This window comes from Bradyrhizobium sp. 18BD, from assembly GCF_054185225.1.
In genome coordinates this window covers 354,781-372,632 of record NZ_JAVAYL010000004.1, presented here as the reverse complement: position 1 = coordinate 372,632, position 17,852 = coordinate 354,781, and the positions used below count along the sequence as shown (strand labels likewise).

The window sequence follows — 17,852 nt, the reverse complement described above, 5'->3', positions numbered from 1 at the left end:
GGGAGGAAGGAACGATGGGCGCAAAGGAGGTTCGATTTTCGAGTGACGCCCGCGAGAAAATGCTCCACGGCGTCGATGTTCTCGCCAATGCCGTCAAGGTGACACTAGGGCCGAAGGGCCGCAACGTCGTGCTCGAAAAGAGCTTCGGCGCCCCCCGGATCACCAAGGACGGGGTGACGGTAGCCAAGGAGATTGAGCTCGAAGACAAGTTCGAGAACATGGGAGCTCAGATGGTTCGCGAGGTCGCATCAAGGACTTCGGACCAGGCGGGCGACGGCACGACGACCGCCACCGTGCTCGCGCACGCGATTGTGCGCGAAGGAGCAAAGGCCGTTGCCGCCGGCATGAACCCCATGGATCTCAAGCGGGGCATTGATCTTGCCGTCGACGCGGTCGTTGAGGAGTTGAAGAAGAACTCGAAGAAGATCTCCTCCAACGAGGAGATCGCCCAGGTCGCCACCATCTCTGCCAATGGCGACAAGGAGATCGGCCGCTTTTTGGCCGATGCGATGAAAAAGGTCGGAAACGAAGGCGTCATCACCGCCGAAGAAGCCAAATCGCTCGAGACCGAACTCGAGGTCGTCGAGGGGATGCAGTTCGATCGTGGCTATATCTCTCCGTATTTCGTGACCAATACCGAGAAAATGCGGGTCGAGCTCGAGGAGCCTTACATCCTGATTCACGATAAGAAGCTCTCGGGTCTCCAGCCCATGCTGCCTTTGCTAGAGGCAGTGGTCCAAAGCAGCAAGCCCCTGCTGATCATCGCCGAAGATGTGGAAGGCGAGGCCCTGGCGACGCTGGTCGTCAACAGGCTGCGCGCCGGATTGAAGATTGCTGCAGTCAAGGCGCCAGGTTTTGGTGACCGTCGCAAGGCTATGCTGCAGGACATGGCGGTGCTTACCGGCGGCAATTTCATCAGCGAAGACCTAGGCACCAAGCTTGAGAAGGTTACGCTCCAAATGCTCGGACGTGCCAAGAAGGTCATGATCGAGAAGGACAACACGACCATCGTGAGTGGCGCCGGCAAGAAATCCGAGATTGAGGCACGGATCAAGCAGATCAAGATCGAGATTGAAGATACCACCTCCGACTATGACCGCGAGAAACTACAGGAGCGCCTGGCGAAGCTCGCCGGAGGCGTCGCTGTGATCCGGGTGGGCGGCGCGACCGAAGTCGAGGTCAAGGAGCGTAAGGATCGCGTCGACGACGCTATGCATGCAACGCGCGCGGCGGTCGAAGAAGGCATCCTCCCCGGCGGCGGGGTTGCGCTGCTGCGCGCGACCTCTGCGCTGTCGAAGCTCAAGCCGGCCAACGAGGATCAGCGGCATGGCGTCGAAACGGTGAAGCGGGCAATCACGTGGCCTGCGCGGCAGATTGCGGAGAATGCGGGCGAAGAGGCATCGCTCGTGCTCGGCAAAATCCTCGAGAACAAGGAGTACGCCTTCGGCTTCGATGCGCAGACCGGAGAGTACGGTAACCTGTTCGCGAAAGGGATCATCGATCCGACCAAGGTCGTCAGGTCGGCACTGCAGGACGCCGCATCCATCGCAGGTCTGTTGATCACGACCGAGGCGATGGTCGCTGATGCTCCCAAGAAAAATAATGGGGCCGGCCACGGCGCATCCGCCGGCGCCGGCGAAATGGCCCTTTAGAGGCAACAGCATGCCGATAAGGGCGCTTGTCCGGGAGAGAACACCGCGCACCTTCTTTCTCCCAGGTGGTCTTACGCCCATTTGCTAGTGGGTTCGTAAGTACAGCTGGAAGTCGAATGCTTTATTTTCAACGCCAAGGTTGCTGCCTCGAACGCACGGCTTCTGGTGGCCGCGAGCTCATGACCGCTTGAATGCTGGATCATCCAGCGCTCTTCCGAACGCGGCAAGCATTGCCGCCGCGTCGTGGTCTCCGCGATCATCAAGAACGTGGTGAAGCAGCTCAGCCCGCTCCCGGAATGCGGGCAGAAGCGACGAATCGCGTTCGCACAGAACTCCTGCAATGCAGAGAGCGAGGGCTTCCGTCCCCATTTTGACCTGAGCCAATGAGTCTGCAGTCATATCTCATTCCTCCCGATTGATTTGCCGGGGGCGAGAGGCCGCAAGCGGCCTTACGGCCGGCGCAAGTGCGAAAGTCCGCTATTGGTACCAAATTTTCTCCTAGCAGTTCAGCGATAGCGCCTGCCTCTTGAAAGTGCCAAAGACCAACCCAGATCAAAGCACAGAGGGGCGACCGTGATGCCTTCCTCGCCCCGCCAACAAATACCGTGGGGTTCAAACATGATCATGGGATTTGCTGATCCGTTCGACACGCTACTCAACCTTCAACGCTCCCTTGACGCGACCCTGGCCAACGACTGGCTCCAAGATTTGACTGCCAGCCGCGGCCCCTTCCCGCCAATCAACGTTTTTCAGCAGGGCGACGACATCCTGGCCATCGTCGAACTGGCGGGTGTTAAGAAGGATGACCTGCAAATTCAGGCCAAGGAAAACTCGATACGCATCTTCGGCAGGAAAACGGTCGAATACCCCGGGGAAGTGAGCCTGCACCGGCAGGAACGCGTCTCTGGCGAGTTCGATCGGACGCTGTCATTCCCGGTGCAGATCGAGCCGGATGGAATCAAGGCCGAGTATCGGGATGGCATCTTGGCGCTATTCCTTCCGCGTGCGGAAAGTGACAAGCCGCGCACCATCAAGATCGCTTGAACCGCAATGACCAATGACCATCCTCACTCGCCCAAATCTGCAGCAAGGCGTTCTAGGAGGCACAACATGGCTTCGAAACGGGAACTACAGCTGGCACAAAAGCGCGAGCTGGAGAAGAAGGAAGAGACCACTGTCCCGGCCCGCATATTCGTGCCGAATGCTGACATTTATGAGACGAAGGACGGGCTCAACGTAGTCCTCGAAATGCCCGGAGTCGAAAAGAACAGTGTCGACATCCGGGTCGAGGACGACGTGCTCAAGGTCGACGGGAAACTTGACTTCTCCAAGTACCAGGGCCTGCAGCCGCTCTATACCGAGTACAATGTCGGCCACTTTTCAAGGAGCTTCCGCCTTTCAAACAAGATCGACCAAGGCAAGATCGCTGCTGATCTCCAGGACGGCGTGCTCTCGCTCATGCTGCCGTTCGCCGAGAAAGCCAAGCCGCGCTCTATTCAGGTGAATTGAGAGCAAGCCATGGAGCGGCCGCGCGCCGGTGCCTTCCAGCGGCGCGCGGCAGGTGCTGACCCTCATCCCTCGAGCCGCTTCAGGAGCCGCTCCTTCTGCGCAGCAGTTTTGCGACCGTCGACAGCGCATCTCCCCAGGTCTTGGCAACTACAAACCAGTTGGTGCGCCGACGATGAACTTGCCACTCCCGGCTTTCCGAGGCCCGGACAAGCCCACGCTGATCTCGTCCTTGACCGCTATTTTGCCGGCCGCCGCAGCGGGCCGTCCACCCACTTCCGGGCGGCGGGATCGTGCAGCGGATCGTCGTCGCACTCGGGGCAGACATAGCGTTCCCTGCTTCTCGCCGCTTCGTCGCGGACGAGCTTCATCGGCCGCCCGCAGTGCGGGCACGGCTTCCGGATAGGGTGCAGCAGCGACATCGGACTCCCCCGCCGGGGAACAGCCTAACGGCTTTTGGCGGGCGGGCACAAGCGATGTCTTGACGTGAACCTCGCCGACCATCGAAGATAGGCATTCGGTGATATTGTGGGGTGGCGTCATGGAAGAGTTCTACAGCGGCTTCGCGCAGCAAGCGCGCGACTTGGCGGACAAGGCAGATCCGTTCACACGCAGAAGGCTGCTCGACTTGGCCAAAAGGTACGACGCCAAGAGCAAACCCGCCGGCAGTTCCCGGCCGCTGCCACCACCACGGACCAGCCCGCCCTCGACGCTCTTCTCAGGTCCCGGCGAAGCATGAGGAAGCGCGGGCCTGCCGAGGTCAAGTGCGACGCCTGCGGTAGCACCGGGCACCAGCCGGCGCACGTGACGGAACCGGACGGAAGCATCTTTCAGGGCCATTGCACGAAGTGCGGCGGCAAGGGACCCGAGTGAACTTCTCCCGCTGCCCCAACCGTTAGTCGCGTGCGCGGCGCAGAGCCGACTCCAGGTTGCTCTCTGCTTCTCCCAGCGGCTCTCTTCGGCCTCGGCGCGCTCATCCAATGCCCGCGCTCTGCTTCGATGGCGCTCGCCTTCTTCTCGTGCTGCCGCCGGGCTTCGTCCATCGCTGCCTGCGCCTTGCCGACCGCCCTCTCCCGCTTCTTGCGCTCCTTGGCCCAGGCCGCGTCTTCCCGGCGCCGCTCGGCTCTTCTCGCCGCCTCTGCTCCTTCTCGAACTCCTGTGCCGCCTTGCGGGCTTCCTTGTCGCTGATTTTGGGAGACGCTCGCTTCTTCGGCTTAGCCCGCCTTCGCTCGCGGCTGCCGGCGCCTTTGCCGCGGCCAAGTTCGGCGGCAACTCGGAATGCTCGGCGAAGCGGCCGTTCGATCCAGCAGGACGCTTGAGCACGACGCCGGGCTTTGTCATCGCCGCGTCGACCACGTCGGCGTCCTCCGTCTCTTTCGCGACACCCTGATGGAACAGATTGCTCCCAGCGCCCCAGGTCTCGAGCGCCGCCTTCATTAATGGCGCGGCGACCGCAAGATCGTAGAATCCAAGCGAGGTTTGATAGGTCTTTAGTCTTCTTGGCATGAGACCGCTTGAATCCTCCAGTCAACTGGCGCGCTCAATCTCAGGAACGACAACGCGATTGTGCCGTTCGACATGCGTCGCGAACTTATCCCAAGCGAGCCGCCAGTGAGCGTACTTCTCGTCGAGGACGATCCCCTGATCCGAGAATTCGTCGTCGAAGCGCTGCGCGATGCAGGCTATCACGTGATCCACGCAAGCACCGGAGAGGAGGCGCTGGACTGGTGCAAGCGCCACGTCGCGGACGTGCTGGTCACCGACGTCCGGCTTCCCGGAAAGCTCGACGGCTGGCAGATCGCGGAGCACTGCCGCGAAAGCCATCCGGAACTACCGGTCATCTACATCACGGGCTACTCGCCCACTACACCACATCCGGTGCCGGGCAGCCGCATCGTGAAAAAGCCCTTCCATCCGCACGAGATCGTCCGGACGGTGCAGGAGCTGAGCGGGGGAAAGGGGATGCTGCCAAGCTAGAAAGACGGCATCAAGCCCGAGCTACCGCGTCACTTACGATCAGGCTCCTTGGCCGGCGGACCGCTCTTGTTTCCAGGCAGACCTTTGATGTTGGACGTGTCCTGCTGCTGGACGGTCGGATTCTGCTGGTTTGAGCTCGAGCTGGCGCCTACGGTCTCCCCCGGCTTGGCGGCTGGACCGTTCTTGTTGCCGGGCTGGCCGGCTATCCCGGCACCCGAGTTCTGCGCGCTCGGAGCGCCGGAGACGTCGGGCTTCGTCGTCTGGGCAAGTGCGACAGGGGCTGAAAGTGCAAGAGCAAAGACCAACGCGCTCGCAATGGACCTCATGGTGAATCCTCCTCTGAAGGAATTCGGAAGCGCGAGTTGCGGCTACCTTGCAGTCGAACGTCGCGTTGCCTCGGGCGTTCCTTTCAGCACGGTGAGGTCCTTCAGCGATTGCCGAAATATCTAGCCCTCACCCTCGTCTCGGAATCTGCGCGCACGGCCGCCTCTTCTCGCCGCCGCGACCGCCTTGGCTCGCTCCTCACAGCGAGTGCGCAACTCTTCCAATTCGTCAGCCGAGAGGTGCTCGATGCCGACGAAGGAATTCTGGACGCTGCCGGTTCGGATGAGCTCGTCCAATTTGACCTGGATCGCAGCGCTGTCCCGGTTCTGTGAGTTTTGTATCAGGAAGACCATCAGAAAGGTCACGATGGTCGTGCCCGTGTTGATGACGAGCTGCCACGTATCGGAGTATCGAAACAGGGGGCCCGTCACCGCCCAGATCACGATCACCGCACAGGCCAGCACGAACGTCGATGCACGGCCGGCCGCCTGCGAGGCCTTGTTGGCGATGGACGCGAACAACCGGCGCGGGCGCTGCTCGCTTTGTTGATGGCGCATGTAGTCCTCCTTCGACTGTGATCAGACGCGCCCTGACGGAGACGCTCAACAGGACGAGCGGAGAGCTTGCGCCAACCTACGGAGGTCGCCGGCGCGTTTACTAGGCGACCGGCACTCCATAGTAGTCGTCGACCGAACGCCTCGTTCGGGCGTCCCAGCTCCAACTGCTCTCGTCGTCATATTTGGGAGCGCCTGTGAGCTGATCCTGAGTGACGCCGGTGACGTATCCGCCAAGGTTGGTGTCGTATTTCAGGGTCTGCCAAGGCAGCGGGTAGTGATCGTCCCCGATGCCGAGCAGGCCACCGAAGCTGAGCACCGCGTAGGATACCTTGCCGCTGACCTTGTCGATCATGACGCGCTCGATGTAGCCGATCTTCTGCCCGTCGGGCCCGTACACGTTCGTGCCTTCGACCTTGTCGCTTCCGATGAGACTCGAGGTCTCGCGATCTTCCATGGCCATGTTGGCCTCCTGCATGTTGTCTTTCGCAATCAACCTGTCGACAAAGGCTCCGTTCCTGGCCGAACAATGCTGTTCGCGCCGGCGTCTGGGATCAGCCGCACCCAATGGACGGCGCGCCTGCCGACACCGAGCTCGGAGGAACGATCATCGTCCCACCCTATTGACCTGGAGGGACCGCCGCCCGCCGTTGAACTACGGCGCCTGTCGCGGATAGCCAAAGGTCTCATGACCCGCTATTCCAGAACTAGCGCTCGCGAGGATAGCCAAAGGCGGCGGCCTCCCTGCCCGCCTCAGTGCCGCGCTGAGCTGCTCAAGGAATCTAGGTCTGAATCAGGTCTCTGACGCGGCGCACGATAGCTGGCCAGCGACGCCACCCCGGCAAGGAATAGCTGCACCGCAACAGCAATTGCGCTGGCAGTCGAGGTCTCCATCAGCCGGAAAGGCTCGAACTACTTACCTGCCTTGTTCGTTATCTGAGATCACCGGCCGGACGACTACGGGCGCCGGTTACTGAGAGACAACGCAGTTCTCCCGCCTGACCAGCATAGGAGAGAGCCGTGCATCGAAAGCGCTCCAGTCCCCATACGTTCGACCAGCGGCTGTCCGCTGAAAAAGCCCGCCTCGAAGAACAACTCAACAATGCGACCCAGGAAGGACAACGCGAACTGATACAGCGAAAACTGCGCGAGCTCGAACTAGCCTTTCAGATGGACAGGTGGATGGCATCGGGCGAACTGCAGCCTCCGCGCTAGGCTCCCCGCGCAACGGATGCGCTCGGAGCGAGACAGCGGGAGCGTCGGTACTTTTTGTTTTTGAGCCGGGTCTACAGAATCTCTTGGCGTCCCGATCTTCCCCGACCGGAACAAGGCATTTGGTACTAGCGGGCAACCCGAGATCCGATCAAAAGTTCAATGTTGAACAAAGGCGACCTGTGGTAGTTGTCTTGGCATCATCGGCCGAGGCTCTGCCCGTAGGCGTCGGTGGCTGAGAGACCGAGCGCGCTCCCGCCTGCACAGGAAGGGAGTTGCCGATGTCACATTCATCGGAAATCGCTGAGCATATCGAACGGCGGAGACGGATGGCTCCCTATGCGGCCGAGATTATCGCGCGTTCTCGCGAGTTACTTGCTTATTCCAGAGCGCTGCTCGAGAAGAAGCCGCCGACGGCTTTCCTTGGCGAAAGCCATCACCTAGTGAGCCCGGACCCAATTGCCCTCCCCGATGGCGGGAGAGGACAGCAGCGGCGCCAGGCGTGAGGACATGCGGCGCGTGCCGGACGTCCAGTCGGCCTGTAAGATCACTTCTGGCCCGACGGCGCTTGGGCATTCGAATTGTTCGGATTCTTCTTGTTGGCCTCGTGATGCCCAATCACGCATCCTGCCGCAGCGCCAAGTTTGCCATGTCCGGCCATATGGCCAGCCACGCCCCCGACGATTGCGCCCTTGATGCAGCCCTTCGCTTCCGCCGGCGAAATCGAGGCGAGCGCGAGCAGGCTGGCGGTCAGGATCGGTTTCATGCTCGTCCTCCACTCTCCAATTGTCGGTGATCAAGTCCCTGCAAGAACACACGTTCCGAACGACCGATCCTGGACCGAGCTGCTCAGGCAGCTTTCAGATCGATGTGCGCGGAGATCGGCGAGGCGGCGGCACGGCGAAGCCGCCGCGGTTTCCTCGCTGCCGCACCTGGAGCATCTGAAGGTGATCTCGGGCTGCGCAAGCATATCCTTGTGCGAGCCCACAGCCATCGGCCAGGCACCGCATTTCGGGGAGTTCACCAGCAGATCATTCGTTTCGAGCATCGCGAAGGCTCCTGAACTTGCGCCCCATGGCCCGCCAACGAACCGACGACCCAGCCGTTCCCTGCACTCGCGCCGGACTCGACGCGCGCGACGAAGCAGCCCTCGGCATCCCGGAACCCTGCGTCGTAGCGAGCCGTTGAAATCGCACTACGCTTCGGAGGCACGGTGCCCAAGGCTGGTACGCATGAGATCGCCAGGCTGCTGCGAGAGTACGCGCAGCGGAGCGCGCTGCGCGGCGGCAACCCGTACCGCGCGAAAGCCTATTCCCGCGCAGCCGACAGCCTGACTGCGCTCGCCGTCCCTATCGAGCGGCTCATCGAAGAGGACAGGTTGACCGAGATACCTGGGGTCGGCGACGCGATCGCCGACATCATCACCAAACTACACCGCACCGGCACGCATCCGAGCCTCGAGAAGCTCCGGCAGGAGCTCCCTGCTAGTGTCCTGGAGCTCTTGAACGTGCCCGGTCTTCGACCCGAAAAAGTGCTGCGCCTCTATAGGGAGCTGGGTGTCACCTCGCTTGCTGAGTTGGAGCAGGCCGCGAAGGAGGACCGGATCAGGAAAACCAAAGGGCTCGGGGCGGCATTGCAGACCAAGATCCTGCAGAACCTCTCGATTGCCAAGAGCGGCCAAGGTCGGCTGCACCTGCACCGCGCCGCCGCACTGCTCGAACATGCGCAGGAGTCCCTCCGCAAATCCCGTCCCGAGCTCAAGAGGCTTACCATTGCCGGCGACTTCAGGCGCGGCTGCGAGCTGGTCGGAGATCTCGCCATTGTCGCGGAGGCACCGAGCAGCGGCAGCGAGCCGGGCGTGATCGACTGCGGAGGGCTGCAGGTCCAGCTCGCCGATCGCAAGCACTTTGGGGCGGCCCTGCTGCACGCCACAGGCTCGCCGGCCCACCTGGAGCAGCTTCGCCTGCTTGCCGAAAAGAAGGGAATGCGCCTCGAAGAGGACGGGCTGCACAAGGGACGCGGCGTGGTCGCCGGCACCGAAGAAGACATTTACCGGGCGCTCGGGCTTCCCTTCATCGAGCCCGAACTGCGCGAGGGACACGGGGAGATCGAGCGTGCTTTGAAAGGAGAGCTGCCGAAGCTCGTAACCGATCGGGATCTGCGCGGGATCCTGCACTGCCACACGGACGCCTCCGACGGGACCGAGACCCTCGAGACGATGGCGAAAGCCACGCTGAAGCGAGGCTTCGAATATTTCGGCGTCGCCGATCACTCGAAGTCAGCGCATTACGCCGGAGGCCTCTCACTGGAAGAGATCAAGGAGCAGCATCGGGAAGCCGACCGGCTCAATAGGATGTTCGGCAAGGATTTCCGGATCCTGAAGGGGATCGAATCCGACATCCTGGCCGACGGGTCGCTGGACTATCCGAACGATGTGCTCGAGAGCTTCGATTTCGTCGTCGCCAGCATCCATGGGCGATTCAAGCTGGACAGAAAGGCGCAGACCGAACGCCTGCTGCGCGCCATCGGCAATCCCTATACCACCGTCATAGGCCATATGACCGGCCGCCAGCTTCAGCGCCGGCCAGGGTACGAAATCGACGTCGAAAAGGTGCTGCGCGCCTGCGCCAAACACGATGTCGCCGTCGAGATCAACGCCCATCCCTGGCGTCTCGACCTGGACTGGCGATGGCACGAGGCGGTGCTTGAGTTCGGCTGCATGATGAGCATCAATCCGGACGCGCACTCGATCCGCGAGCTCGACTACATGCGCTGGGGCGTCGAGATGGCACGCAAAGGCGGCGTGCCCGCAGATCGAGTCCTGAACGCGATGACGCTCGCCGAGATTACCCGTCACCTGAAGCGGAAACGGCGAACTTTGTCGCGGGCGGCGTAGCGGCAGAAACGGCCTGCGCACCATAGGCGCGTAGCCGAGCCCGACGATATTGCCCAGGCAGTGAGTGACCTGGCCGGTTTCGGATGCCGCCGACTACGTCACGGGCGCGACTTTGTTCATCGATGGCGGCATGTGCTCTTCCCGGGCTTCGCAACCGAGGCTAGCGCGCCAAGACCCAACTGGCTCCGGTCCGCGAGCAGCCATCCTGCGGCGCCCTTCTGCCGAAACGATCACAGAGCTCCCAGGGAACGAATCAGTTCGGCGGCGTTGAGTCCGCATGTGTGCCGTGGCGTTGCGTCAATCTCGTTCGGGAGTCTCGTGGGTCGCCGGTGCCCGCAAGGCCGCTATTCCAGGTTACATCGAGCCGTGCGATCCCACGCTGCGTGAGAATCCGCCCCGCGGTGAGGGCTGGGTCTACGAAATCAAGGCCGACGGATATCGCGCTCAACTCCATCTCCATGCTGGCGACGTCACAGTCTATTCGCGCACGGGGCTCGACTGGACTGAGCAGTTTTCCTCGATTGCAGCCGCGGCTCATAAGCTGAACGCAAAGAGCGCGATCATCGACGGCGAGGCCGTCGCATACGGCAGCGGCGGCCTTCCAGACTTCCAGCAGCTTCGACGCGAGCTCGGTCGCAAGCGCAGCGAACGTGTGCGCTACCACGCGTTCGATCTCCTGTACCTCGACGGCTACGATCTGCGCGACGCGGCATATGAGGATCGCAAGCGCCTATTGCAGGAGCTCCTGAGGGACCCTCCGCAGACCTTCATCTACGTCGAGTCTCTCGAGGCCGATGGAGAGGAGATCTTCGCCAAGGGCTGCAAGCTCGGCCTGGAAGGACCCGTCGCGAAACGTCTTGGCCGTCCGTACCGCTCAGGCCGGCAGGAGATCTGGATCAAGCTGAAGTGCAAGAAGAGCGAGACCTTTCCGATCGTCGCCTTCGTCGAAAAATTGGGCGCTCACCCGCGCAAGATAGCCTCCCTCTACGTCGGGCGCCTGGAGAACGGCAGGCTCGTCTACGCCGGCAAGGTCCGGACCGGATACACGGAGACGAGCGCGCGCGAACTTCGCGAGCGGCTGGATCCGCTAATCCGGCGGACATCGCCGCTCGATGTCCGGATCAAGAAGCCGAAGGCGACCTGGGTTGAACCGACGGTGGATATCGAGGTGGAGTATGGCGCACTGACAGACGACGGCCTGCTCCGCGAAGCAGTCTTCAAAGGGCTTCGGGACGATCTGGCGCTGCGGAAGGTGAAAGCCCCCCGGCTGGTGCCCTCCTCGGCGGCGCGGCCGAAGCTCGGCGTGCCCAAAGAAAACATCCTCCAGCTTCTGCCCGACGCGGTCGTCCCGTCGAAGGAAGAACTGGCGGACTACTGGACGCGGGTATGGAAGAGGGCGCTACCTCATCTCGGCCATCGCCCTCTCAAGCTGGTGCGGCACGTGCACGGCACCACGTTCTACCACAAAGGTCCGCTTCCGAAGGACATCCCGGAAGCCGTGCACCACCTCCACATCCAGAAGCGCGAGGGCGGACAAGGGACGCGCCTTTGGGTCGACAGCCTAGATGGCTTTCTAGGGCTGGTTCAGATCGGAGCCGTCGAGCTGCACCCGTGGAATTCAACCGTGGAGGACTTCGAGCACGCAGATCGCATCGTCATCGACCTAGATCCCGGCGAGGGCGTTGAATGGAAGGCCGTGGCTGAAGCTGCGCTTGAGCTACGCACGCTCATGAAACGCGAAGGGCTCGACACCTGGCCCAAGCTGACCGGTGGCAAAGGAGTTCATCTGATGGCGCCGCTTGAGGAGCCGATGCTGCACGATCAGGCGCATCGGATCGCGCGAGGGCTTTGCTCCGAGTTCGCGGCACGCGATCCACGCTGCTACATCCTTTCGGCGCAGGCAAAGCGCAGTGGCCGGATCTTCCTCGATTATCTCCGCAACGGACGCGGCACCACCGCGATCGGCACCTATTCGCCGCGGGCGCGCGAAGGATTTCCGATTGCTGCACCCGTAACCTGGACGCTTATCGAGAAAGGGATCAGGCCCGACGCGTTCACGATCGACAGTCCGTTCCGGGCGAAGAGGAGATCCACATGACGGACGCGTTCGACCGTTGGATGGAATGGGCAAAAAAGCCGCCCGGTGAAAGATCGGGCCTTTCGTCCGAGATCTATGCCAGCCTGATGTCTTTACCCAAGGAAGACCGCGCCGACCGGCAGAAGGTCAACGCCGCCGTTGCGCAGCACGCCGAACTGCGCCGGAACGAAAGGACTGTATGGCTCTATCTCAATGACTACGACCGAGGAATGCAGCGGAAGGTCGGCGACCCGGAATGGGTGAAGGTGTTCGCGTCCGAGGACGCCGCCGATAGATGGTTCGACCAGCACGATCCTGAGGGCGTTGCGTGGGAGTACGAGATCGAAGGCGGGCAGCGGCAAACGTCCATTTGGATCTACATCGCCGATGAGAGCTCCAGGGCAATTGGCGACTCCTCCTGGGCCAAGCTGTTCGCGTCAAAGCAGTCTGCAGAGAAATGGCTTGAGCAGAACGCTCCCAGCGGCAAAGTCTGGGAATATCCGATCGAGAAGTAGCGCGTGAATACGTTGATCGATAGCTCTATCTGGTTCACCACCGCGACCGGAACAATGAGCTCGCCCGATGCATTCTGCTCATCCTCGATCAATGGACCGTACTGCTCGACAGTTGGCAACTGCTCAGATCGGGGGCCGCGAGTCTGGTGCCGAGCCCGGCAAAACAGCGATCTTGAATCCGCTTCGCAGGTCACGGCCGCGCCGTGGACGGAAAAACCACATTTGCCCCTACACTCCTGAGGTCGATGATGTTTACAGACCAAAAGGATATGTATCAGGAACGCCGCCTTTTGAATGCCCCGCCTCCAACGGGCTTACCGCATGCGTTTCGTCGAACCATACAAAAGCATCGAATTGCTGCGGCAGAGACGCTTCCGCATAGTGGCTTTGCAGCTCCGTCTCAGGCCGGTAAATGACGCCGATGAAGCGCTCAAGACGCGGCTCGAGCAAGCGGCGTCGTAGCGCTTCGTCCCGATCGAACGCAATCAAAGACGGTGACACGCCCGCGTCGTGAAAGGCGCGTTCATAGCTGTCTGCGCGCGATGGACGAACAGACATCACCTGCATGTCGCCGTCCCAATCCGAGGCGGCCGCCACGGTACCGGTATGCGTACCAAAGCCGATCAATCGGGCCGCTTGCCCGAACTGCTGGCGGCAGAGCTGGCCGATGTTCAACTCGCCCCGCACGGCCCCCATTTCGGTGAACCGGGCATCGCCAATATGCGAGTTGTGCGCCCAAACCACGGCCTTGGCGTCGAAACCTTGAGCATCGATGATGTGATTGAGCGTTTCGAACATATGGGTGTCACGCAGATTCCAAGATTCGGCGCCGCCGTAGTACATGATGCGGTAGTATCGCTCTGCTGAGGCGATCAGGCGAGCGTTCTGGGCGGCATCCAAGTAGCTATCCGGATCATTTGTCGCGTAGTCGAGCTGCCGCTCAAGGATATCGCGGCACTGCCGAACCACTTCGCTCTCGCATTTGCGATAGCTGTCGGTAAGCACTGCTCTGCCATAAGTCGCCGGGTCGCGCTGCCAAGGAGTTAGACATCCGTAGCGTTCGCGAGCGATAGCGGCCGCGTTCGGATCGACTTTTTCCAGATATGACAATACCGCGGCAATCGAACCGCGCATGTTATAGATATCGAGCCCGAAGAAGCCGGCACGCTCTTCGGCCGCACGATTCTGATTATGCCGCCGCATCCAGTCCACGAAATCCCGAACCGCGGTGTTTCGCCACATCCAGGTGGGAAAGCGTTGGAATGGCTTCTCCCTACTCTCGCGCTGACGGTGCCTCACGTAAGCGTCTATTGCCGCAGCGTCCGGCCAGTCCGCCTCGACCGCGACGATCGAGAATCCGTATTCCTCGATAAGGCGGCGAGTAATCGCAGCCCGCGCTCGGTAGAACTCCGAAGTACCATGACTCGCTTCGCCGAGGAGGACGACGCGCGCCTGACCGAACCGATCGAAAATTTCGCCAAACGCAGGGTCGTCCAGGGCCGGTAATGGTTCGGCGGCCATTCGGATCATCTCGCTGATCGATCGGGATCGTGCGCTGCCCGGAATGTGGTTGCTGGCCGATCGTGTCCCGTCTTCCGCCCAGCCCTGCTCCCCGATCAACGGCACGAAGCGCACGGCCCCGAGACTCTCCTCGTCGAATTCATGTTCCGATCGGCGCGTCACGCGGAGCAACGTCTGTTCGGCTTCATCACCAATGGGGATAATGAGACGGCCTCCGGGCGCAAGCTGTCGCTTGAGAGTTTCGGGGACGAATGGTCCGCCGGCAGCAACCAGAATGGCATCGAAGGGTCCCTCCTCCGGCAAGCCTTGCGTGCCATCTCCAACATGCACGGTGACGTTCTTGTACCCCAGCACAGCAAGGCGTTTCCTGGCCGTCTCGGCGAGACCGGTGTGCCGCTCGATTGTGTGCACAGCCCGCACGAGCAGCGACGCAACGGCCGCGGCATAGCCAGACCCCGTCCCGACTTCGAGGACGGTGTCCGTGGCTCTCAGTTCGGCAGCCTCGGTCATCAAGGCAACAATGTAGGGCTGTGAGATGGTCTGACCGTTGGCAATCGGTAGTGCGCAATCTTCGTAGGCGAACTCCTCGGCTCCGCTTTGGACGAACTGCTCACGGGGCACCTTCCGCATTGCGTCGAGGACGCGCGCATCGCGAATCCTTCGGGCCGCGAGCTGAACCTCGACCATTCGGTTACGCAGACTATCAGGATCGGGCATGGGCCACCTTAAGCCAGATCATCGTATCTGACCGAGCGGGATCGCTGAAAAACTGGCCTTCTGCGGCGCACAAGTTGACAGAAAGAAGTGCAGACCCATCGATCTCGCCAACACGGACATTAATCAGCGAAATTCCCGATTGTTGCTAAGGCCGAACGCCCTCCATGCTTGTCAAAGTGCCAAACAAAGCAATCTGTCGTGGAATTGAGTGCGTTTCGCTTGGCAATGCCGCAACCTCAGAACCTGCCCAGCTGGTTTTCAGGTTCAAATCGCGGAGGCGCAACCACCGATACCGACATTCGCTTCAAGTTGCGATCTGACCAACTACGGCACCTGCGTCGCGAACGCAGTGAGCATCTTCTAAGTCATTGACTTTCTTTATACTTCAGCCGCATCAACTTGCGACATGCGGATTTTGTCCATCACTGGCGGAGGATAGTTCACTTGAGTGCAAACGTGTAACGGCGAAGACTTGGCAGTCGCTCAAGCGGTGTGCACGAGCAACTTCTTGGGCCGCGTAGTGAACATCGGCGAACCGCTGGATGAGAGCGCAAGTTCAGAGGCCGCAGCGCGCAAAACCGGCGCGAATTCTTCGAGGCGTAGCTTGGTCATACGCACGCTGGGGCCGGCGATGCTGACCGTACCGATCGGCAAGTGCGTGTGCGGTGAACAGATCGCGGCTGCAATCGCCGAGGTACCGGCTTCGTATGCGTCGAATACGGTCGCGTAGCCAAGTTCTCGCGCGCGGTGTACCCGATGCATGAGATCCTGAATCGTCTGCGGAGCACCTGGCCCGAAACCGTCGCGAACAAAGCCCTGTCTGGCGACTAGCTCGAGTGCCTGCTCATCGCTGAGGCAGGCCAGCCAAGCGTGACCGTTGGCGGCAGCGGCGAGATAGACCTCGGCACCATCATCGGGATCGTAGCGCAGGCCGCTATGCGCACCCTGGGCCTTCGCCACCCAGGTAAGCCGGTTGTCGTCAATCACTGCAAGGCGAACGAGCTCGCCGGTTCGATGCGCGAGCGCATCGAGAATCGGCTGCGCGATGTCAGTAATGCCATTCTTGGCGAGGTAGGCGAGGCCCAGAGCCGCGATCTTCGCCGTGAGCCGGTACGGCCCGCCATCCCGGTCCTGTCGCACGTAGCCGGCCTCCTTTAGATCCGCCAACACCCGATGGGTGGCGCCACGGGGAATGTCGAGCCGGTCGGAGATTTCCAGCAACGGCAGATCGAGCCTGGATTGCGCCAACAATTCAAGGATTGCGAGAGCGCGGTCGCGAACGGGGGTCATTGGGCAAATCGTCTGGTTGGATCGCAAGCATACTTTACCTGCGAATCAATTCCAAATCCGACATGAGGCCGGCCTGGAATAGTTTTCCATTTGGAAATGCATTCCAGATGTGCTATGCGCGATCGTTATTGGCCTAGCGCCCACCCGCAAAGAGGCGTCACCGGTATCTCGCTACCATTCAACCTTGGGCTAGCGCTGGTGAATAAGAGCCGCTCCAACAAACCGAGAGGAAACACCCATGCCCACCGCACAGCGGCTCGATATCCAATCCTTCTTTGACAATCGACCGGTTGGCTTCTTTCAGTGGAAAGTGCTGATTATCTGCCTGATCGTGTTAATCCTCGATGGCTTCGACGTCGTGGCGATGGGCTTCATCGCGCCTTCGATTGTTTCCGATTGGCACATCGCGCGCGAGGCGCTCGGGCCGGTACTCAGCGCGGGTCTGTTCGGCCTTGCCATCGGCGCGCTCGCGGGGGGGCCGCTAGCCGACCGCTTTGGTCGCAAGGTCGTGATCATCAGCGCCATCCTCTTTTTTGGCTTGATGAGCTTTGCCTCCGCGTACTCACCGGACCTCACGACGCTGACGATTTTCCGGTTTCTCACCGGGCTTGGGCTCGGCGCCTCTCAACCGAACGCCGCGACACTGGTTGCAGAATACGCGCCGAAGCGCCGTAGAGCGCTGTTCGTGACCGTCGTCTATTGCGGCTTCACCCTCGGCGCAGCTGCTGGAGGCTTTCTCAGCGCAGGGCTGATCCAATCATTTGGCTGGTCCTCGATCCTCATTGTGGGGGGCGTGGTGCCGATTTTGTTCGCGGTGGCGTTCATTCCCCTGATGCCGGAATCGGCACGATTCCTCGCGTTGAAGCACAAGCACCGGTCGGCACTAGTGGCGATCGTCAATCGCATCGAGCCCGGCACCGCCGACCTGTCGACCGAATTCGTTATCCACGAGGAGGCTCATGCAGGCAAAGGCGCGATCAAGTTAATCCTCTCTTCGGGCTTCCTGTTGCCGACGCTGACGCTGTGGGTCGGCCTGTTCATGAACCTGCTTACGGTCTACCTGCTCAACAGTTGGCTACCGATCATGATCAAGGACGCCGGCTTTACGCTACAGGAGGCGGCACTGATCGGCGCCATGGGCCAGGTCGGCGGCACACTCGGTAACATCGCGATCGGCTGGGAGATGGACCGTTGGAATCCCCACAAGGTGCTGATAGGCACATTATTCGCGGCGGGCGTGATTGCGTTGCTGATTGGCTCGCAGACGCACAGCGAACCCGTATTGATGGTGCTGATTTTCGCGATCGGGTACTGTATTAACTCGTCGAATACCGGCTGGACCGCGCTCGCAGCAAGCTTCTACCCCACCGAGATGCGTGCGACCGGTACAAGCTGGATGACCGGCATCGGACGCTTTGGTGCGATCTCCGGCGCTTCGGTCGGAGCGGTGATCCTTGGCGCACAAGGAACATTCGGCCAGGTCTTCATCTTTCTCACCGTACCAATTGCAATCGGGATGATCGCCGCGTTTCTCAAGGGCCGCGCGCGCCCGGGCCCCGCAACTGCCGTCGAAGCGGTGGCTCACTAGGACGCGATCCAAATAGCGCCTCG

Annotated in this window: 18 protein-coding genes; 10 read left to right on the top strand and 8 right to left on the bottom strand. The window is 61.2% G+C overall.

Features of this window, described 5'->3' with window-relative positions; all coding sequences use genetic code 11:
* Nucleotides 1-14 precede the first annotated feature (14 nt).
* Nucleotides 15-1,652: a chaperonin GroEL gene (gene groL / locus RAD16_RS10135; protein ID WP_458157714.1), complete on the top strand. Its 1,638-nt coding sequence runs from the start codon at nucleotides 15-17 to the stop codon at nucleotides 1,650-1,652.
* A 177-nt stretch (nucleotides 1,653-1,829) separates the two neighbouring features.
* Here the strand turns inward: groL and RAD16_RS10130 are convergent, their stop codons facing one another.
* Nucleotides 1,830-2,051 (bottom strand): hypothetical protein, encoded by a 222-nt coding sequence (locus tag RAD16_RS10130; RefSeq protein WP_458157713.1) that lies wholly within the window; start codon nucleotides 2,049-2,051, stop codon nucleotides 1,830-1,832.
* Between the two features lie 219 nt (nucleotides 2,052-2,270).
* On the opposite strand from RAD16_RS10130, the gene RAD16_RS10125 reads away from it, so the two are divergent.
* Entirely contained in the window at nucleotides 2,271-2,696 is a 426-nt protein-coding gene (locus RAD16_RS10125) for an Hsp20/alpha crystallin family protein (protein WP_458157712.1), read from the top strand.
* A 66-nt stretch (nucleotides 2,697-2,762) separates the two neighbouring features.
* Nucleotides 2,763-3,161, top strand: coding sequence for an Hsp20/alpha crystallin family protein (locus RAD16_RS10120; RefSeq protein WP_458157711.1), 399 nt, complete (start codon nucleotides 2,763-2,765; stop codon nucleotides 3,159-3,161).
* Nucleotides 3,162-3,397: 236 nt separating this feature from the next.
* Here the strand turns inward: RAD16_RS10120 and RAD16_RS10115 are convergent, their stop codons facing one another.
* Nucleotides 3,398-3,580: a hypothetical protein gene (locus RAD16_RS10115; protein ID WP_458157710.1), complete on the bottom strand. Its 183-nt coding sequence runs from the start codon at nucleotides 3,578-3,580 to the stop codon at nucleotides 3,398-3,400.
* A gap of 119 nt (nucleotides 3,581-3,699) precedes the next feature.
* Here RAD16_RS10115 and RAD16_RS10110 point away from each other — a divergent pair, with 119 nt between their 5' ends.
* Together RAD16_RS10110 and RAD16_RS10105 are read left to right on the top strand one after the other, a co-directional pair.
* Nucleotides 3,700-3,897 (top strand): hypothetical protein, encoded by a 198-nt coding sequence (locus RAD16_RS10110; protein ID WP_458157709.1) that lies wholly within the window; start codon nucleotides 3,700-3,702, stop codon nucleotides 3,895-3,897.
* Between the two features lie 872 nt (nucleotides 3,898-4,769).
* Nucleotides 4,770-5,135, top strand: coding sequence for a response regulator (locus RAD16_RS10105; RefSeq protein WP_458157708.1), 366 nt, complete (start codon nucleotides 4,770-4,772; stop codon nucleotides 5,133-5,135).
* Between the two features lie 29 nt (nucleotides 5,136-5,164).
* On the opposite strand, the gene RAD16_RS10100 is transcribed toward RAD16_RS10105, so the two are convergent.
* The 3 genes from RAD16_RS10100 to RAD16_RS10090 form a co-directional block, all read right to left on the bottom strand.
* On the bottom strand, nucleotides 5,165-5,461 hold the full coding sequence (locus RAD16_RS10100) for a hypothetical protein (RefSeq protein ID WP_458157707.1): 297 nt from the start codon (nucleotides 5,459-5,461) through the stop codon (nucleotides 5,165-5,167).
* Between the two features lie 120 nt (nucleotides 5,462-5,581).
* Nucleotides 5,582-6,016 carry a low affinity iron permease family protein gene (locus RAD16_RS10095; RefSeq protein WP_458157706.1) on the bottom strand — a complete coding sequence of 145 codons (435 nt, stop codon included), beginning with the start codon at nucleotides 6,014-6,016 and terminating at the stop codon, nucleotides 5,582-5,584.
* Nucleotides 6,017-6,116: 100 nt separating this feature from the next.
* Nucleotides 6,117-6,476 carry a PRC-barrel domain-containing protein gene (locus tag RAD16_RS10090; RefSeq protein WP_458157705.1) on the bottom strand — a complete coding sequence of 120 codons (360 nt, stop codon included), beginning with the start codon at nucleotides 6,474-6,476 and terminating at the stop codon, nucleotides 6,117-6,119.
* Nucleotides 6,477-7,033: 557 nt separating this feature from the next.
* On the opposite strand from RAD16_RS10090, the gene RAD16_RS10085 reads away from it, so the two are divergent.
* On the top strand, nucleotides 7,034-7,228 hold the full coding sequence (locus RAD16_RS10085; RefSeq protein WP_458157704.1) for a hypothetical protein: 195 nt from the start codon (nucleotides 7,034-7,036) through the stop codon (nucleotides 7,226-7,228).
* 544 nt (nucleotides 7,229-7,772) lie between these two features.
* On the opposite strand, the gene RAD16_RS10080 is transcribed toward RAD16_RS10085, so the two are convergent.
* Nucleotides 7,773-7,991 carry a hypothetical protein gene (locus tag RAD16_RS10080; RefSeq protein WP_458157703.1) on the bottom strand — a complete coding sequence of 73 codons (219 nt, stop codon included), beginning with the start codon at nucleotides 7,989-7,991 and terminating at the stop codon, nucleotides 7,773-7,775.
* Between the two features lie 447 nt (nucleotides 7,992-8,438).
* Here RAD16_RS10080 and RAD16_RS10075 point away from each other — a divergent pair, with 447 nt between their 5' ends.
* The 3 genes from RAD16_RS10075 to RAD16_RS10065 all read left to right on the top strand — a co-directional run bounded on the left by RAD16_RS10075 (nucleotide 8,439) and on the right by RAD16_RS10065 (nucleotide 12,713).
* Nucleotides 8,439-10,121: a helix-hairpin-helix domain-containing protein gene (locus RAD16_RS10075; RefSeq protein WP_458157702.1), complete on the top strand. Its 1,683-nt coding sequence runs from the start codon at nucleotides 8,439-8,441 to the stop codon at nucleotides 10,119-10,121.
* Nucleotides 10,122-10,398: 277 nt separating this feature from the next.
* Nucleotides 10,399-12,219 carry a DNA ligase D gene (ligD, locus tag RAD16_RS10070; RefSeq protein WP_458157701.1) on the top strand — a complete coding sequence of 607 codons (1,821 nt, stop codon included), beginning with the start codon at nucleotides 10,399-10,401 and terminating at the stop codon, nucleotides 12,217-12,219.
* Nucleotides 12,216-12,713: a hypothetical protein gene (locus tag RAD16_RS10065; protein WP_458157700.1), complete on the top strand. Its 498-nt coding sequence runs from the start codon at nucleotides 12,216-12,218 to the stop codon at nucleotides 12,711-12,713. The genes ligD and RAD16_RS10065 overlap by 4 nt, the downstream gene beginning before the upstream one ends.
* Nucleotides 12,714-12,965: 252 nt before the next feature.
* Here the strand turns inward: RAD16_RS10065 and RAD16_RS10060 are convergent, their stop codons facing one another.
* Together RAD16_RS10060 and RAD16_RS10055 are read right to left on the bottom strand one after the other, a co-directional pair.
* Nucleotides 12,966-14,951, bottom strand: a complete 1,986-nt coding sequence (locus RAD16_RS10060) for a protein-L-isoaspartate(D-aspartate) O-methyltransferase (protein WP_458157699.1) — start codon at nucleotides 14,949-14,951, stop codon at nucleotides 12,966-12,968.
* A gap of 483 nt (nucleotides 14,952-15,434) precedes the next feature.
* Nucleotides 15,435-16,241, bottom strand: a complete 807-nt coding sequence (locus RAD16_RS10055) for an IclR family transcriptional regulator (protein ID WP_458157698.1) — start codon at nucleotides 16,239-16,241, stop codon at nucleotides 15,435-15,437.
* Nucleotides 16,242-16,479: 238 nt separating this feature from the next.
* Here RAD16_RS10055 and RAD16_RS10050 point away from each other — a divergent pair, with 238 nt between their 5' ends.
* A complete protein-coding gene (locus RAD16_RS10050; RefSeq protein WP_458157697.1) occupies nucleotides 16,480-17,829 on the top strand; it encodes an MFS transporter in 1,350 nt (449 codons plus the stop codon).
* The last annotated feature ends 23 nt before the right edge of the window (nucleotides 17,830-17,852 follow it).

Bases quoted from the DNA above. Each gene is read 5' to 3' on its own strand.
- groL (WP_458157714.1), top strand. From the start codon at position 15: ATGGGCGCAAAGGAGGTTCGATTTTCGAGTGACGCCCGCGAGAAAATG.
- RAD16_RS10130 (WP_458157713.1), bottom strand. From the start codon at position 2,051: ATGACTGCAGACTCATTGGCTCAGGTCAAAATGGGGACGGAAGCCCTC.
- RAD16_RS10125 (WP_458157712.1), top strand. From the start codon at position 2,271: ATGATCATGGGATTTGCTGATCCGTTCGACACGCTACTCAACCTTCAA.
- RAD16_RS10120 (WP_458157711.1), top strand. From the start codon at position 2,763: ATGGCTTCGAAACGGGAACTACAGCTGGCACAAAAGCGCGAGCTGGAG.
- RAD16_RS10115 (WP_458157710.1), bottom strand. From the start codon at position 3,580: ATGTCGCTGCTGCACCCTATCCGGAAGCCGTGCCCGCACTGCGGGCGG.
- RAD16_RS10110 (WP_458157709.1), top strand. From the start codon at position 3,700: ATGGAAGAGTTCTACAGCGGCTTCGCGCAGCAAGCGCGCGACTTGGCG.
- RAD16_RS10100 (WP_458157707.1), bottom strand. From the start codon at position 5,461: ATGAGGTCCATTGCGAGCGCGTTGGTCTTTGCTCTTGCACTTTCAGCC.
- RAD16_RS10095 (WP_458157706.1), bottom strand. From the start codon at position 6,016: ATGCGCCATCAACAAAGCGAGCAGCGCCCGCGCCGGTTGTTCGCGTCC.
- RAD16_RS10090 (WP_458157705.1), bottom strand. From the start codon at position 6,476: ATGGCCATGGAAGATCGCGAGACCTCGAGTCTCATCGGAAGCGACAAG.
- RAD16_RS10080 (WP_458157703.1), bottom strand. From the start codon at position 7,991: ATGAAACCGATCCTGACCGCCAGCCTGCTCGCGCTCGCCTCGATTTCG.
- ligD (WP_458157701.1), top strand. From the start codon at position 10,399: ATGTGTGCCGTGGCGTTGCGTCAATCTCGTTCGGGAGTCTCGTGGGTC.
- RAD16_RS10065 (WP_458157700.1), top strand. From the start codon at position 12,216: ATGACGGACGCGTTCGACCGTTGGATGGAATGGGCAAAAAAGCCGCCC.
- RAD16_RS10060 (WP_458157699.1), bottom strand. From the start codon at position 14,951: ATGCCCGATCCTGATAGTCTGCGTAACCGAATGGTCGAGGTTCAGCTC.
- RAD16_RS10055 (WP_458157698.1), bottom strand. From the start codon at position 16,241: ATGACCCCCGTTCGCGACCGCGCTCTCGCAATCCTTGAATTGTTGGCG.
- RAD16_RS10050 (WP_458157697.1), top strand. From the start codon at position 16,480: ATGCCCACCGCACAGCGGCTCGATATCCAATCCTTCTTTGACAATCGA.